The following is a 14,643-nucleotide window of genomic DNA, read 5'->3' as shown; positions in this document are numbered from 1 at the left end:
CGGCGTCCGCAGATCCCGGACTCGCGACCCGAGCCCGGCGACCCCTGGCCGGTGGCCGCCCGGACGAACTCCGGGCGGCCACCGGCTGTCTCCGCGCCCGCCCGCCCGGCTCACGTCGAGGGGTCGACGACCCCGTCCAGATCCCGGCGCGCCCTGCGCCGCTCCCGCTCCGCCTTCGCCGCGGCCTTCTCCCCGGCCTTCTCCGCCTTCGCCGCGGCCTTCTCGGCGGCCCGGTCCCGGCGCTCCTGCTCCTTGCGGCGGCGGCGCGGGTCCAGCGACGGCTTCGGCTCCAGCGCCGCCAGGCCGTTCCACGCGAGGTTCACCACGTGCGCGGCGACCTCCTCCCGGCGCGGCCTCCGGACGTCCAGCCACCACTGCCCCGTCATCGCGACCATGCCGACCAGCATCTGCGCGTACATGGGCGCGAACTTGTCGTCGTAGTCGTGCCGGTCGAACTCCTGGGCGAGGACGTACTCCACCTCGCCGGCGATCTCGCTCAGCAGGCTGGCGTAGCTGCCGGTGCCCGTGCCGCCGTGCGAGTCGCGGACGAGGATCCGGAACCCGTCCGGATGCCCCTCGATGTACTCCAGCAGCGCCAGCGCGGCCTTCTCCAGCTTCCCCCGGTAGTGGATCGCCGAGTTCAGCGCGTCGGTGACGAGCTTCAGCAGCCGCTCGAACTCCCGGTCGACGACGACCGCGTAGAGCCCCTCCTTGCCGCCGAAGTGCTCGTACACCACGGGCTTCGACACGCCGGCCGCCGAGGCGATCTCCTCCACCGAGGTGCCGTCCAGCCCGCGCTCGGCGAACAGCGACCGGCCGATGTCGAGGAGCTGCTCGCGGCGTTCCTTACCGGTCATCCGCTTTCTGCGGGGCCTGGGCGCGGGATCTGTCACGGAACCAATTGTGGCGGTCAAACCGCCTGCTTCGCGCGTTTCGCCGCCAGCCTGTCGCTGTTCGGCCACCGGACGTCGTATGCCCATCCCGCCTTCTCAAAGCCCCGGATGATCCGGGCGCTGATGTCGACCTGCCCCTTCAGCACACCGTGCCGCGCGCACGTCGGATCCGAATGGTGCAGGTTGTGCCACGACTCGCCCAGCGACGGGATGGCCAGCCACCACACGTTGCGGGACTTGTCGCGGACCTCGAAGTCCTCCTTGCCGAAGGTGTGGCAGATCGAGTTGATCGACCACGTCACGTGGTGGACCAGCGTGATCCGGACGAACCCCGCCCAGAACAGCGCGGTCAGGAAGCCCGCCCACGACATGGTGACGAGCCCGCCGATCACCGCCGGCAGCAGGAACGACACCGCCACCAGCCCCGGGAACGCCAGGTGGATGCGCCGGATGTCGCGGTCGTTCAGCAGATCCTTGGCAAAGCGCTGCTTGGACGTCCGGTTGGCGTCGAACAGCCACCCGTAATGGGCCCAGACGAGCCCCTTGGCCAGCGCCTTCCAATCGTCGCCGAACCGCCACGGCGAATGCGGGTCGAACTCCTTGTCCGAGTGCTTGTGATGGCGCCGGTGGTCGGCGACCCACGTGATGACGGGCCCCTCGATGGCCATGCTCCCGGCCAGCGCCATGAAGATCTTCAGGCCCCGCTTGGCCTTGAACGACCCGTGCGTGAAGTATCGGTGGTACCCCACCGTGATGCCGCCGGCGGACAGGACGTAGAACACCGCCATGAGCACGACGTCCGTCCAGCCGAGGAACCGGCCCCACGCCAGCGGGATCGTCGCGAACAGCGCGAGGAAAGGCACGCCGGTGAACACCGCGATGAGCACCCGTTCGGCGTTGCCCCGCGCGGTTGCGTTGATCTCGGAACGCGGTTGCGGACGGGGAGGATCCACGGTTGGAGCCGTTGTCATGCGTCACCACTTCCTGCGACTAGGGGAGCCTTACCTACGCCAACGTAACCTACGGCACCGTAAGTTGGACAGTGGCGAACGGCAAATTCAGTACGAAACTGCCTCCCCGGCCACAAACCTCTCCTGCGCCCCGCCCCTCGCGAGACAACGCCGGGATGCCCCTCACCACCCCCGAACCCGATCCCGCGCCGAAAGCTCCCTGATGGGGCCTGTCGGTGACTCCTCCGGCGACCAGCCTGCTCGCCGACCGGGCGTCTCCGCGGAGACCGGCGTGCCGTCCGTGCCTTGGTCCTGGTCGGACGGTACGGAGATGGGGTGCTCGGTAGTGGACGTCCTAAACCGTTCCGGGCAAATCGTCCAGGACGCCACGGCCGGGCCTGACCCTGCGGAGTGGTCGGCGCGGACCTTCGGGGCGTCCGGGAATCGGGTGGGTTTCGCTGCGCGGGTGTCGGTATCGTTGGGCCCGGTCGGCTCGGGCCGCTGCCCGCACTGACCGTTCTGATCCGGCGTGGTGTAATCGGCAGCACATGGGTTTTTGGTACCTATAGTTCAGGTTCGAGTCCTGGCGCCGGAGCTGTTTGGAATGTCCTGGCCGGGTGGCGCGGGGTGAGTGGTCGGGGGTGGGCGGTATCCTGCCCGTGTCGGGTGTGTTCCGGCCTGCATTGTCGTGATCTCGCAGGTGGGCGCGTCCGAGACCGATCCCGTCCGCGATGCCGAGGAGCCTCCTTGTGAGTGCTGCGAGCCGACCGGCCGCCGTCATCGTTCTCGCCGCGGGCGAGGGCACCCGGATGAAGTCCCGCAAGTCGAAGGTCCTGCACGAACTGTGCGGGCGCAGCATGCTCGGCCATGTGCTGGCCGCCGCGCGGCGGCTGGAGCCGGAGCGGCTCGTCGTGGTCGTCGGGCACCGGCGTGAGCAGGTCGTCGAGTATCTCGCCGAGCACGCGCCGGACGCCGAGCCCGTCGTCCAGGAGCAGCAGGGCGGGACGGGCCACGCGGTGCGGATGGCGCTGGAGCAGACCGGCGCGCTGGACGGCACCGTCGTGGTCACCAACGGCGATCATCCGCTGCTGCGGGGCGAGACGTTGCAGGCGCTCGTGCAGGCGCACGAGGGCGAGGGCAACGCCGCGACCGTGCTGACGACCGAGATGCCGGACGCGACCGGCTACGGGCGCATCGTCCGGGCGGCGGACGGCAGCGCCGAGGCGATCGTCGAGCACAAGGACGCCACCGCGGAGCAGCGCGCGATCAACGAGATCAACGTCGGCATGTACGCGTTCGACGGGGTCCTGCTGGCGGACGCGCTGAAGCGGGTGACCACCGACAACGCCAACGGCGAGGAGTACCTCACCGACGTCGTCGCGATCGTGCGCGGGGACGGTCACCGGGCCGGCGCGCACCTGGTCGCCGACTGGGTCGAGACCCAGGGCGTGAACGACAAGGTCCAGCTCGCGCAGGCGCGCAGGCAGCTGAACGACCGGATCCTCGAAGCGCACATGCGGGCCGGCGTCACGATCGTCGACCCGGCGTCCACGTGGATCGACGTGGACGTGACCGCCGATCAGGACGCCGAGATCCACCCGGGCACGCAGCTGCACGGCAGGACGCACCTGGGCGAGGGCTCGCGGGTGGGGCCGGGGTGCACGCTGACCGATACGCGGGTCGGCGAGGGCGCGGTCGTGCTCAACGCCGTGTGCGTGGAGGCCGAGATCGGGCCGGAGGCGTCCGTCGGGCCCTACGCCTACCTGCGGCCCGGCACGCGGCTGGCGCGGAAGGCCAAGATCGGGACGTACGTCGAGACCAAGAACGCCGAGATCGGCGAGGGCACGAAGGTGCCGCACCTGACCTATGTGGGCGACGCCGAGATCGGCGAGGGCTCGAACATCGGCGCGAGCTCGGTGTTCGTCAACTACGACGGCGTGGCGAAGCATCGCAGCGTGATCGGGTCGCATGTGAAGGTCGGCAGCGACAACATGATCGTCGCTCCGGTGACGGTGGGCGACGGCGCCTACACCGCGGCCGGGTCGGTGATCGTCCAGGACGTCCCGCCGGGGGCGATGGCGGTCGCGCGGGCGAAGCAGCGCAACGTCGAGGGCTGGGTGGAGCGCAGGCGGCCGGGGAGCCCGGCGGCGGAGGCGGCCCGCCGGGCGAAGGGCGATGACGAGGGCGCGCCGTAGCGCGGAGCCCGACCGGACTGCCCCGCCTCGGTGCGGGGACATGGAGGACAGCGGCGTCCTCCGTGACAACAGAGCAACCCGTGCACCGGAGTCTTGTGGTGCGCGGGAGTGGGGACGACAACCCACAGGTAAGGAGTAGATCCATTGAGGGGGAGTTGTCAGAGGTGAGTGGGATCAAAGCGAGCGGTCAGAAGAAGCTGATGCTCTTCACCGGCCGAGCCCACCCGGACCTGGCCAAGGAAGTAGCCGACAACCTCCAGATCGAGTTGACGCCGACGTCCGCGTACGACTTCGCCAACGGTGAGACGTTCGTGCGGTTCCTGGAGTCGGTCCGCGGCTCGGACGCCTTCGTGATCCAGAGCCACACCGCTCCCATCAATCAGTGGATCATGGAGCAGCTGATCATGGTGGACGCGCTGAAGCGGGCGTCCGCCAAGCGGATCACCGTGGTGGCGCCGTTCTTCGGTTACGCGCGGCAGGACAAGAAGCACCGGGGGCGGGAGCCGATCTCGGCGCGGCTGATGGCCGATCTGTTCAAGACGGCGGGCGCCGACCGGCTGATCACGGTCGACCTGCACACGGCGCAGATCCAGGGCTTCTTCGACGGCCCGGTGGACCACCTGTTCGCGCTGGACCTGCTGGCCCGGCACTTCGAGAGCCGGCTGGACACCTCGCAGGTGACGGTGGTGGCGCCGGACGCGGGCCGGGTGCGGGTGACCGAGCGGTGGTCGGACCGGCTGGGCGGCGTCCCGATGGCGATCATCCACAAGAAGCGCGACCCGGACGTGGCGAACGAGGTCAAGGTCTTCGACGTCGTCGGCGAGGTCAAGGGCCGCACCTGCGTGGTGGTCGACGACATGATCGACACCGGCGGCACGATCGTGAAGGCGGCGGACGCGCTGTTCGAGCAGGGCGCGGCCAAGGTCGTGGTCGCGGCGACGCACGGCGTGCTGTCGGGCCCGGCGGTGGACCGGCTGAAGAACTCGCGGATCTCGGAGGTCGTGCTGACGAACACGCTGCCGATCCCGGAGGAGAAGCAGTTCGACAAGCTGACCGTGCTGCCGATCGCCCCGCTGGTCGCCCGCGCGATCAACGAGGTGTTCAGCGACGGTTCGGTCACCAGCCTCTTCGGCGGCCACAGCTGACCCTGGCCGGGATCCCGGCCGCCGGTCGCGGGCGGGCGCGCGGAGCGAGTGCCGGCCCCTGGAAAGACGCGCCTCTGGCGTGGGGTGGGGTTGCCATCGGCTAGACTCTTCCAATCGCGCATGCCTCGGGTCGTTCAGTGCGGTGCCGGTACAGGGGCCGCACTCCCCGGGGAACGCAAAGAGTCTTCGAGGCGCCTGACGCATCGAGCATCGCCTGATTCGCTCTGTCCGTAGCGGACGTCCAGTGCCGGACGGCCGTGGATCGCAACAACGAGGAGTTTTCGCCGTGTCCGAGGTACGTATTGCCGCCGAGCCGCGCACCGAGTTCGGTAAGGGCGCCGCGCGGCGCACCCGCCGGGCCGGCAAGGTGCCCGCCGTCCTCTACGGCCACGGGACCGACCCGCAGCACATCTCGCTGCCGGGCCACGACCTGATGCTGGCGCTCAAGACCCCGAACGTGCTGCTGACCATCGAGGGGCTGGGCGGCGGCGCGGAGCTGGCGCTGCCGAAGGACGTGCAGCGCGACCCGGTCAGGGGGTTCCTGGAGCACGTCGACCTGCTGCTGGTGAAGCGCGGCGAGAAGGTCGTCGTCGACCTGCCGGTGAACGTGATCGGTGACGTGGTCCCGGGCGGCCAGGTGGCGCAGACGGTGGTGGAGATCTCCGTCGAGGCGGAGGCGACCAACATTCCGGTGTCCGTCGACCTGGACATCTCCGGCCTGACGATCGACTCGCAGGTGCTCGCGAAGGACCTGAAGCTCCCGTCGGGGACGACGCTGGTGGCCGACGACGACATCCTGATCCTGCAGATCTCCGACGCGACGGCGGCGACGGAGCCGGAGACCGGGGCCGAGGGCGAGGAGGCCGAGGGCGGGGCCGCCGACGGCGAGGGCGAGTCCGCCGAGTAGGGCAGGCGTCGCCGCGCGGCCGTGCTTCGGCGGGCCGCATGGTTCTCTCATGGCCCCCGCGGGTGTGCGCACCGGCGGGGGCCGTCCTGTGTGAGGAGTTCGGGTGAGCGCGGATCTCTGGCTGGTGGTGGGGCTGGGCAATCCGGGGCCGTCGTATGCGAAGAACCGGCACAACGCGGGGTTCATGGTGCTGGACGTCCTGGCGGCGCGGGCCGGGGGCCGGTTCAAGTCGCACCGGGCGCGGGCGGACGTGCTGGAGGGCCGGCTCGCGGGGGCGCGTGCGGTGCTGGCGAAGCCGCGTTCGTTCATGAACGAGTCGGGTGGTCCGGTGAAGGGGCTGCTGGACTTCTACAAGGTGCCGGTGGAGCGTCTGGTCGTCGTCCATGACGAGCTGGACATCCCGTTCGGCGCGGTGCGGTTGAAGCAGGGCGGCGGTGACAACGGTCACAACGGTCTGCGGTCGGTGACGAAGTCGCTGGCGACGAAGGAGTATGCGCGGGTCCGGTTCGGGGTGGGGCGGCCGCCGGGGCGGATGGACGCGGCGGCGTTCGTGCTGAAGGACTTCTCCGCGACCGAGCGCAAGGATCTGGACCTCGAGATCGACCGGGCGGCGGACGCGGTGGAGGCGTTGATGGCCGACGGGCTCGCGGCGGCGCAGAACGTCTTCCACGCGGGTTGACCGGATCCGGCCGCGGAAGGGGGACTGGAAGGCCGGTCGGTTTCGCGTGCCTGGCGTTGTTTCGCGCGAATCTGCCCTAGTTTGTTGGCGTTGCCGGGACGGTGGGTGCGTTCCGGCGGTGACCATGGCTAAGCAGCCGTAAGATGCTGCTCGATGAGGTTCGAGATGCATGTGAACCTCGAGCGGCGTTCAACCGTCTTCGGTGTGTATCGCGCTAACGGTGCGCGTGTTACAGGGGATTGGTGAGTGGTTTATGGCCGTCGTTGACAAGGTCCAGGCCGAGTCATCGATCCGCCATGAGCACAGTCGTGCGCAGTCGCAGAACTGGAGCGGATCGTACCGCCGGGTCGCCGGGTGCCTCGACTTCCTCAGCATGCTGACGGCCGCCGTGGTCGCGTTCGTGCTCCGGTTCCCGGGGGTGCCGATCGAGCCGAAGGCGCCGAACGCGCCGTACGTGGCGCTGACCGTGATCCTCCCCGTGCTGTGGTCGGCGACGCTGATGATGTGCCGGGCCTATCAGCCGCGGTACATCGGCGTGGGGTACGAGGAGTTCCACCGGGTCATCCGCGCGGGGTTCATCCTGACGGCGTCGGTCGCGATCGTGGCGTACGCGACGAAGACCGAGGTGGCGCGCGGTTACGTGGTGATGGCGCTGCCGCTCGGCACGTTCCTCGCGCTCGTCGCGCGGTACAGGTTGCGCAAGTGGCTGCACAAGAAGCGCTGGAACGGGCACTGCATGCGGCGCGTGGTCGCGGTGGGGCACCGGACGTCGGTGGCCGACCTGATCCGGGAGCTGCGCAAGAAGCGCTACCACGGCATGGACATCGCGGCCGTGTGCCTGCCGCCGGCGCTGGCGTCCGGCGACGACGCGGTCGCCGAGGTCGAGGGCGTCCCGGTGCTGGGCGACTTCTTCCAGGCGGCGGCGGCGGTCGCCGACCGGATCGGCGCCGACTCGGTGGCGGTGCTGGCCTGTCCGGAGATGGACGGGGTGGCGCTGCGCCGGCTGGCGTGGCAGATCGAGCGCAACGACGTCGAGCTGGTGGTGGCGCCGGCGCTGATGGACGTGACCGGCCCGCGGATCTCGATCCGCCCGGTGGCGGGGCTGCCGCTGCTGCACGTGGAGCACCCGGAGCTGGACGGCGGCCGCAAGCTGTTCAAGGGCCTGTTCGACCGCACGGCGGCGCTCGGGGGGCTGCTGGCGCTGAGTCCGCTGCTGGTGATCGTCGCGTTCCTGATCAAGGTGACGAGCGCGGGTCCGGTGATGTTCCGGCAGACCCGGGTGGGGCGCGGGGGCCGGGAGTTCACGGTCCTGAAGTTCCGCACGATGGTGGCCGACGCCGAGGCCCGCAAGGTCGAGCTGGTCCAGCACAACGAGAACGACGGCGTGCTGTTCAAGATCCGGGAGGACCCGCGGATCACCCGGGTGGGCCGGTGGCTGCGCCGCTACTCGCTGGACGAGCTGCCGCAGCTGATCAACGTGGCGCGCGGCGAGATGTCGCTGGTGGGTCCGCGTCCGCCGCTGCCGGAGGAGGTCGCCCAGTACGGCGGCGACGTGTACCGGCGGCTGGTGGTGAAGCCGGGGCTGACGGGCCTGTGGCAGGTGAGCGGCCGCTCCGACCTGTCGTGGGAGGAGTCGGTCCGGCTCGACCTGCGCTACGTCGAGAACTGGACCCTCGCCCTCGACCTGCAGATCATGTGGAAGACCTGGTCCGCGGTGCTCAAGGGGTCGGGCGCCTACTGAGCGGGACCGGGCATGGGGCCCGCTCGGGTAGGCATGAGAAAGTAGAGCGAACAGACCATTCGAGTCGGGAATGTGATCAGCGGATGACGGGTGGGGACGATCACGCGCTGGCGGCGGAGCTCGCCGGCGCGGCGGGCCGGCTGCTGCTGGACGTGCGGGCCGAGGTGGGCTTCGCCGATCCCCGGGTCCTGAAGGACACGGGCGACCTGCGGGCGCACGAGTTCCTCATGGCGGCGCTGGCCGAGCGCTGTCCCGGTGACGCCGTCCTGTCCGAGGAGGGGCGCTCCTCCGTGGCGGGGAAGCGGTCGAAGGACGACGACCGCGCCCCGACCCGCAACACCGCGACCGCCGAGCGGCTCACCGCCGGCCGGGTGTGGATCGTCGACCCGCTGGACGGCACCCGCGAGTTCTCCGAGGAGGGCCGCCGCGACTGGGCCGTCCACGTGGCGCTGTGGGAGCGCGAGGGGACGGGCGGTCGGCTGGTCGCCGGGGCGGTGGCGCTGCCGGCGCAGGGCCTGACGCTGCGCACGGACGCGACGGGCGGCGCCGCCCTCGTCCGGACGGAGGCGGGCGAGCCCGAGCCGGTGACGGCCGGTGCGGGGGCGGCGCAGCCGCGCGAGGTGCCGCTGCACGTCCCGGCGCCGGACGCGGGCAAGCTCCGCGTCGCGGTGAGCCGGACGCGGCCGCCGGAGTTCGTCCGGCAACTGGCCGAGCGGGTGGACGCGGACGTGGAACTGGTGCCGATCGGCTCGGCGGGGGCGAAGATCTCCGCGGTGCTGCTCGGCGAGGTCGACGCGTACGTGCACGCGGGCGGCCAGTTCGAGTGGGATTCGGCGGCTCCGGCGGCGGTGGCGCTCGGCGCGGGGGCGCACGCGTCCCGGGTCGACGGGTCGCCGCTGGTGTACAACCGGGAGGACCCCCGGCTCCCGGATATCCTGGTGTGCCATCCCATGTCGGCGTCGATGCTGCTGACCGGCATCGCGGAAGTGGCCGGCGCCCTGCCGGGGTGACGTCCGCCCGACCGTCTCCGGCCGGCCGGGACTGAACCGCGGTAGGCCGGTGTTCGACCCGGTGGGACGTCCCGTCCCGGGCCACCGGTTGCAATCTGCCAGAACAGCGTGGAGAGAGCCCCAGACCATGCAGCGTTCCGATTACCTGCTGTCGCAGTTGGACGTCCTTGAAGCCGAGTCGATCCATATCTTCCGGGAGGTGGCGGCCGAGTTCGAACGGCCGGTGCTGCTGTTCTCGGGCGGCAAGGACAGCCTCGTGATGCTGCGCCTGGCCGAGAAGGCGTTCTGGCCCGCGCCGATTCCGTTCCCGGTGATGCACGTCGACACCGGGCACAACTTCCCCGAGGTGATCGAGTTCCGCGACCGGCGGGTCGGCGAGCTCGGTGTGCGGCTGGTGGTGGCGTCGGTGCAGGACGCGATCGACAGCGGCCGGGTGACCGAGCAGAAGGGCCGCCGGGCGTCCCGGAACCGGTTGCAGATCGCGCCGCTGCTGGACGCGATCGAGGAGCACCGGTTCGACGCGGCGTTCGGCGGGGCGCGGCGGGACGAGGAGAAGGCCCGCGCCAAGGAGCGGGTGGTGTCGTTCCGGGACGAGTTCGGCCAGTGGGATCCGAAGAACCAGCGTCCCGAGCTGTGGAACCTGTTCAACACGAAGATCGTGCAGGGTGAGCACGTCCGGGTGTTCCCGTTGTCCAACTGGACGGAACTCGACATCTGGGACTACGTCCGGCGGGAGGACATCGCCCTCCCCGCGATCTACTTCGCGCACACCCGCCGCGTGTTCGAGCGGGACGGGCTGCTGCTGGACGCCGAGACGGGCTTCGCGAACCGGGGCGACGACGAGCCGGAGTTCGAGGCGACGGTCCGGTACCGGACGGTCGGCGACGCGTCCTGCACGGGGGCGGTGAAGTCGTCGGCGGCGTCGCTGGACGAGGTGATCGAGGAGATCGCGGCGACCCGGATCACCGAGCGCGGCCAGACCCGCGCCGACGACCGGACGAGTGAGGCCGCGATGGAGGACCGCAAGAAGGAGGGCTACTTCTGATGGCCGGGAACGAGCCCGCGGGCAAGCCCATGGACCTGCTGCGGTTCGCGACCGCGGGCAGCGTCGACGACGGCAAGTCGACCCTGATCGGCCGGCTGCTGTTCGACTCGAAGTCGATCTTCGAGGACCAGCTGGAGTCGGTGGAGCGCACGAGCACCGAGCGCGGCGAGGAGTACACGAACCTGGCGCTGCTCACCGACGGGCTGCGCGCCGAGCGGGAGCAGGGCATCACGATCGATGTCGCCTACCGCTACTTCGCGACGCCGCGCCGCAAGTTCATCATCGCGGACACGCCGGGGCACATCCAGTACACCCGCAACATGGTGACGGGCGCCTCGACCGCCGACCTCGCGATCATCCTGGTGGACGCCCGCAAGGGCATCCTGGAGCAGTCGCGGCGGCACGCCTTCCTGACGACGCTGCTCCAGGTGCCGCACCTGGTCGTGGCGGTCAACAAGATGGACCTGGTCGACTACGACCGCGGCGTCTACGAGCGGATCGTGGACGAGTTCACCGCGTTCGCGTCCAAGCTCGACGTGACCGACCTGACGTTCGTCCCGATCTCGGCTCTGCACGGCGACAACGTCGTCGAGCGCAGCGTGAACATGCCCTGGTACGAGGGGTCGTCGCTGCTGCACCACCTGGAGCACGTGCACATCGCGTCCGACCGGAACCTGATCGACGTGCGGTTCCCGGTGCAGTACGTGATCCGGCCGCACGCCTCGACCGACCCCGATCTGCACGACTACCGCGGCTACGCGGGCCAGGTCGCGGGCGGCGTGCTGAAGCCGGGCGACGAGGTCGTGCACCTGCCGTCCGGGCTGACGACGACGATCACCCAGATCGACGGGCCGGGCGGTTCCGTGCCGGAGGCGTTCGCGCCGATGTCGGTGACGCTCCGGTTCGCCGACGACATCGACATCTCCCGCGGCGACATGATCGCGCGGCCGAACAACCGTCCCGAGACCGCGCAGGACATCGACGCGATGATCTGCTGGATGACCCCCGACCGCACCCTCACCCCGCGGTCCAAGCTGGTCATCAAGCACACGACCCGCACGGCGAAGACGATGGTGAAGGCGCTGCACTACCGCCTGGACGTCAACACCCTGCACCGCGACGAGCAGGCCGACGGCCTCGGCCTGAACGAGATCGGCCGCGTCTCGCTCCGCGTCACCCAGCCGCTGTTCGTGGACGACTACGCCCGCAACCGCCTCACCGGCGGCTTCATCCTGATCGACGAGGCCACCAACAACACCGTCGCGGCCGGCATGATCCTCGGCGCGAAGTAGGCCGGTGTGTCCCCCCACCCGAATGCGGACGCGTCCGCCGAAGGGCCAGCGGACGGGCCTGCGGAGGGGGCGGCCCCGCCCCGCGTCCTGTTCCTCGGCGGGCTCGGCCGCAGCGGCACCACGCTGGTCGAGCGGCTGCTCGGCGAGCTGCCCGGCGCGATGGCGCTCGGCGAGGTCGTCCATCTGTGGGAGCGCGGCGTCCACGAGGGGGAGCGCTGCGGCTGCGGCGTCCCGTTCGGCGAGTGCCCGGTGTGGCTGCGCGTCGGGAAGGCGGCGTTCGGCGGCTGGGACGCGCTGGACCTCGGCCGCTTCGCGGAGCTGCGCGCCGCGGTGGACCGCACCCGCCACATCCCGGCGCTCGCCCGCGACCGGCTCCCCGCCGACCGGGCGCCGCTCGTCACCGAGTACGTCGACCACTACCTGCGCCTGTACCGCGCCGTCGCCGCGGAGGCCGGCGCGACGGTCCTGATCGACTCCAGCAAGCAGGCGTCGCTCGCGTTCTGCCTGCGCTGGGCGGCGCGGGCCGGGCGGCTCGACCTGCGGGTGCTGCACGTCGTGCGCGACAGCCGCGGCGTGGCCTACTCGTGGACGCGCGAGGTGCGGCGCCCGGAGGCCGACGCGGGCGGCGACGAGTACATGACGCGGTGGCCGCCGCACCGCACCGCCGTCCACTGGAACGCCGAGAACGGCGCCTACCAGCTCCTCGCGCGGCGCGGCGTGCGGGTGCGGCGGATGCGCTACGAGGACTTCGTCGCCGATCCGCGCGGCCGGCTGCGCGACATCGCCCGGTTCGCGGGGCTGCCCGCCGGAGACGCGGCGCTGGCCTTCGCCGGCGACGGCCACGCGGAGCTGACCGCCAACCACACCGCGTCCGGCAACCCGATGCGCTTCCGCACCGGACGCATCGACATCCGGTCCGACGACCGGTGGCGGACCGCGCTGCCGGCCGCCGACCAGCGCAAGGTCACCGCCATGACCTTGCCGCTGCTGCGCCATTACAGCTATCTCGGAGGCGACGCATGACGGAGCAGCCGGGCGGACATCCGTCCGTCGGCGTGGTGATCCCCACGCACAACCGTCCGGAGCTGCTGCGCGCGGCACTGGACGCCGTCCTGGCCCAGGACTATCCGGGCGCGCTGCGGGTCGCGGTCGTGTACGACCGCGCCGAGCCCGACCTCTCCCTCGCGGACGTGCCCGGCGCGGACGGCCGCGTCACCGTCCTCGCCAACGACCGCGCGCCGGGCCTCGCGGGGGCGCGCAACACCGGCATCCTCGCGCTGGACACCGAGCTGGTGGCGTTCTGCGACGACGACGACCGGTGGCTGCCGGAGAAGCTGTCCGCGCAGGCGGCCGCGCTCGCCGCCCGGCCGGACGCCGTGCTGGCGAGCTGCGGCATCCTCGTGGAGTTCCGCGACGGCGGCAACGCGCGGCTCGCGGGCGCCGAGGAGGTGACGCACGCCGACCTCGTGCGGTCCCGGATGGTGATGGTCCACTCGTCCACGTACCTGGCGCGCCGGGCGGCGCTGACCGGGCCGGACGGCATCGGGCTGGTGGACGAGACCATCCCGGCCGGCCAGAACGAGGACTGGGACTTCGCGCTGCGCGCCGCGCGGCGGCACCCGATCGTGAACGTCGACCGTCCCCTGGTGCGGGTGCTGTGGGGGCGGACGTCGCTGTTCGCCGGGGAGTACGCCACCAAGATCGAGGGCCTGCGGTGGATGCTGTCGCACCACCCGGAGCTCGCCGCCGACCCGGTCGGGTCGGCGCGCGTCTACGCGCAGATCGCGTTCTGGAACGCCGGGCTGGGCCGCCGCCGGGAGGCGCTGAGCTGGTCGCGGCGGGCGATGCGCGCCAACTGGCGGGAGCGGCGGGTGCCGTTCGCGCTGGCGGTCGCGTCCGGGCTCGTCTCCGACGAACGGGTGCTGCGGACCCTGCACGCGAAGGGGCACGGCATATGACGGGCGGCGTCGAGGCCGGGGCCGCCGCGGAGGACGCGGCGGCGGGCGGCGGGCCGCGCGTCGTGCTGCGCGGCCTGCCGTTCGACGCGCTCACCGAGGAGCAGGTCGTCGAGCGCGTCGCCGCCGGCTTGGCGAGCGGCGCGGGCGGCCACCTGGTGACGCCGAACATCGACATCGTGCGGCAGGCCCGGCGCGGCGGGGAGGCGCGGTCGCTCGTCACCGGCGCCGACCTCGTCGTCGCCGACGGGACGCCGATCCTGTGGGGCGCGCGGCTCGCCCGCCGCCCGCTGCCCGCCCGCGTCACCGGGGCGTCCCTCATCTGGACGCTGAGCGCGGCGATGGCGCGCGACGGCCGGTCGGTCTACCTGCTCGGCGGGGGCGCGCCCGGCGTCCCCGAACGCGCCGGCGCCGTCCTCGCCGAGCGGTACCCGGGGCTGCGCGTCGCGGGGGCGTCCGCGCCGCCGATGGGCTTCGACCGGGACGAACGCCAGGTCGCCGCGATCGCCGCCGAACTCACGGCGGTCAAGCCCGACCTGGTGTTCGTCGGCCTCGGGTTCCCCCGCCAGGACCGCCTCATCGCCGCGCTGCGGCCCGCGCTGCCCGGCGCGTGGTTCGTGGGGTGCGGCGCGGCGATCCCGTTCGCGGCGGGTGAGATCGAGCGTGCCCCGGAGTGGATGCAGCGGGCGGGCCTGGAGTGGCTGCACCGGCTGGCGGGCGAGCCCCGGCGCCTGTTCAGCCGCTACATCCTGCACGACCTTCCGTTCGCGGCGCGGTTCCTCACCGGCTGCGCGGTGGACCGGTACCGCCGCTAGCCGCGTCCGGGGCGCC

General features: G+C 71.5%; 13 protein-coding genes and 1 tRNA gene. 12 read left to right on the top strand and 2 right to left on the bottom strand.

All coding sequences use genetic code 11. The annotated features are described in order from the left end of the window. Positions 1–110: 110 nt before the first annotated feature. Together ACA511_RS33905 and ACA511_RS33900 are read right to left on the bottom strand one after the other, a co-directional pair. On the bottom strand, positions 111–857 hold the full coding sequence (locus tag ACA511_RS33905) for a TetR/AcrR family transcriptional regulator (RefSeq protein WP_375028781.1): 747 nt from the start codon (positions 855–857) through the stop codon (positions 111–113). A gap of 53 nt (positions 858–910) precedes the next feature. Beyond that, positions 911–1,864: an acyl-CoA desaturase gene (locus ACA511_RS33900; RefSeq protein ID WP_375028780.1), complete on the bottom strand. Its 954-nt coding sequence runs from the start codon at positions 1,862–1,864 to the stop codon at positions 911–913. A 502-nt stretch (positions 1,865–2,366) separates the two neighbouring features. On the opposite strand from ACA511_RS33900, the gene ACA511_RS33895 reads away from it, so the two are divergent. The 12 genes from ACA511_RS33895 to ACA511_RS33840 all read left to right on the top strand — a co-directional run bounded on the left by ACA511_RS33895 (position 2,367) and on the right by ACA511_RS33840 (position 14,627). After that, positions 2,367–2,438 (top strand) — tRNA-Gln (locus tag ACA511_RS33895). Positions 2,439–2,592: 154 nt separating this feature from the next. Then, complete coding sequence (gene glmU / locus ACA511_RS33890) at positions 2,593–4,038, top strand: bifunctional UDP-N-acetylglucosamine diphosphorylase/glucosamine-1-phosphate N-acetyltransferase GlmU (RefSeq protein WP_375028779.1); 1,446 nt, start codon at positions 2,593–2,595, stop codon at positions 4,036–4,038. 164 nt (positions 4,039–4,202) lie between these two features. Continuing rightward, positions 4,203–5,183, top strand: coding sequence for a ribose-phosphate diphosphokinase (locus ACA511_RS33885; RefSeq protein WP_375028778.1), 981 nt, complete (start codon positions 4,203–4,205; stop codon positions 5,181–5,183). Between the two features lie 286 nt (positions 5,184–5,469). Continuing rightward, the gene (locus tag ACA511_RS33880) at positions 5,470–6,090 is read left to right on the top strand and encodes a 50S ribosomal protein L25/general stress protein Ctc (protein WP_375028777.1); all 621 of its coding nucleotides are present in this window, start codon (positions 5,470–5,472) and stop codon (positions 6,088–6,090) included. 103 nt (positions 6,091–6,193) lie between these two features. Next, positions 6,194–6,769, top strand: coding sequence for an aminoacyl-tRNA hydrolase (gene pth, locus ACA511_RS33875; RefSeq protein WP_375028776.1), 576 nt, complete (start codon positions 6,194–6,196; stop codon positions 6,767–6,769). A 253-nt stretch (positions 6,770–7,022) separates the two neighbouring features. Continuing rightward, positions 7,023–8,510, top strand: a complete 1,488-nt coding sequence (locus tag ACA511_RS33870; RefSeq protein WP_375028775.1) for a sugar transferase — start codon at positions 7,023–7,025, stop codon at positions 8,508–8,510. A gap of 83 nt (positions 8,511–8,593) precedes the next feature. Beyond that, a complete protein-coding gene (locus ACA511_RS33865) occupies positions 8,594–9,520 on the top strand; it encodes a 3'(2'),5'-bisphosphate nucleotidase CysQ (protein ID WP_375028774.1) in 927 nt (308 codons plus the stop codon). Positions 9,521–9,647: 127 nt separating this feature from the next. Further along, the gene (cysD, locus tag ACA511_RS33860; RefSeq protein ID WP_375028773.1) at positions 9,648–10,565 is read left to right on the top strand and encodes a sulfate adenylyltransferase subunit CysD; all 918 of its coding nucleotides are present in this window, start codon (positions 9,648–9,650) and stop codon (positions 10,563–10,565) included. 29 nt (positions 10,566–10,594) lie between these two features. Further along, positions 10,595–11,857, top strand: a complete 1,263-nt coding sequence (locus ACA511_RS33855) for a sulfate adenylyltransferase subunit 1 (protein ID WP_375028965.1) — start codon at positions 10,595–10,597, stop codon at positions 11,855–11,857. 6 nt (positions 11,858–11,863) lie between these two features. Beyond that, a complete protein-coding gene (locus tag ACA511_RS33850; protein ID WP_375028772.1) occupies positions 11,864–12,880 on the top strand; it encodes a sulfotransferase in 1,017 nt (338 codons plus the stop codon). After that, positions 12,877–13,815, top strand: coding sequence for a glycosyltransferase family 2 protein (locus ACA511_RS33845; protein WP_375028771.1), 939 nt, complete (start codon positions 12,877–12,879; stop codon positions 13,813–13,815). Before ACA511_RS33850 ends, ACA511_RS33845 begins: the two co-directional genes overlap by 4 nt. After that, complete coding sequence (locus ACA511_RS33840) at positions 13,812–14,627, top strand: WecB/TagA/CpsF family glycosyltransferase (protein ID WP_375028770.1); 816 nt, start codon at positions 13,812–13,814, stop codon at positions 14,625–14,627. Before ACA511_RS33845 ends, ACA511_RS33840 begins: the two co-directional genes overlap by 4 nt. The last annotated feature ends 16 nt before the right edge of the window (positions 14,628–14,643 follow it).

This window comes from Actinomadura sp. GTD37 (assembly GCF_041951365.1).
In the GTDB taxonomy this organism is placed as follows: Bacteria; Actinomycetota; Actinomycetes; order Streptosporangiales; family Streptosporangiaceae; genus Spirillospora.
The sequence above is the reverse complement of the archived record's forward strand: the minus strand, read 5'-3'. Positions and strand labels throughout refer to the sequence as shown.